The organism is Streptomyces sp. NPDC046900, assembly GCF_040644975.1.
GTDB lineage: Bacteria > Actinomycetota > Actinomycetes > Streptomycetales > Streptomycetaceae > Streptomyces.
The window spans coordinates 1-1,300 of record NZ_JBEYXD010000258.1; the positions used below are offsets into that span (position 1 = coordinate 1).

Below are 1,300 nucleotides of genomic sequence, written 5' to 3' on the forward strand. Positions count from 1 at the left end.
TCATCGCTGGGTGATTCACCGGGCGAGCTTTGGCCCGCTCAGCGCCGGGCTCGCTGGGCCGTGCGAGGTCGACCAAGGGCGACAACGGCGATGGAAGCCCACGGCATCTGAACTCGTCAGAGCCACGGGCCTGTTCTGCCTCGCTGGTCGGCCGGATGGCCGACCAGTACACCGGCAGGTCAGTCCGTGCGGGCTGACCTGGGCGTGTCACCCATCCGTGTACGTACGCAGGGTGAAGCCCGGATCGTGGTGACCCAGAGGGGCGCTCCTGCCGCCTCGGGAGCCGCGGCACATGTTCGTGTCCTTGCCGTGTGACACGGCGGCCGTAGTTCTTGATCGTCGAGCTGTTTCACGCCAGGTGGTAGGGGCGATCTGTGGGGGCTGGAACGGCCACGGCGACGGTGATCGTTTGTAAGGACGTATCACTCTGAAGCACTCGGCCGAAGCGGTCCGCCGTCCATGAAGGCGCCGGCCGCCATCCCGGCGAAGTCTGCTGCTCCCTCTCCGGAACGGCTCCTGGCCTGCGGTGATCAGCAAGGGGGGAGCGCGGCATCACAACAGGTATGTGCCCGCCGCGTATCCGAGAGGCTCCCCGTTGAGTTCCAGCCTGAGACCGTTGGGGTCGGCCACGAACAGGTTCGGCGCTGCCCCTCCCTCTATCTCCATGAACGGGATGTCACGTTCGCGCAGACGAGTCTTGATGTCGGCGAAAGTCTCATCGGTGACCGACAGTGCCACGTGGTGACCCCCGCCGATGGTCTCCGCGTACTCGGGGTGGGGATGGCCCGGGAAGTCAAAGAAGGCGAGCATGTTGCCGTTTCCGATGTCCAGGAAGAAGTGCGTGGACCCCGGGTAATCGCGATTTTCGACCAGGTCCACGAGCGGGAAGCCCATAACGTCCCGGTAGAAGAGGATCGTCTCCTCCACGTCTCGACAGATGAACGCTGCGTGATGAATTCCGCGGGACGAGGTCCTGGGCCGTTCCGCGACATCGACCAGATACCGCGCCTTCAGCTCATCCTGGCGACGCCGTATGGCCTGCAGCTCTTCACCTTGCGGTTCGGGCATGGTTGAGATTTCCTCTCGCTGTCTTCCAGGCTGCCGTGACCGGGCTGGCCGGCACCCATGGTCGAAGGCGACGCAGCTCGGCCACGTCCTTGACGTGTCAAGTATATGCAATGTGCTTGCACCGTCAACTAAACGGTCGTTGAGGCTCCCTCGGGCCGAGTCCGTGACGGCAGGGGAAGTTGGTTGTCATGGCGGAGAAGCGTCGCAAGTTCACGGCGGAGTTTCGTGAGGG

General features: G+C 64.1%; 1 protein-coding gene. It reads right to left on the reverse strand.

Translation table 11 applies throughout. From position 1 onward, the window contains the following. Positions 1-552 precede the first annotated feature (552 nt). A complete protein-coding gene (locus ABZ904_RS51310; protein WP_361831243.1) occupies positions 553-1,068 on the reverse strand; it encodes a VOC family protein in 516 nt (171 codons plus the stop codon). Positions 1,069-1,300: the final 232 nt, after the last annotated feature.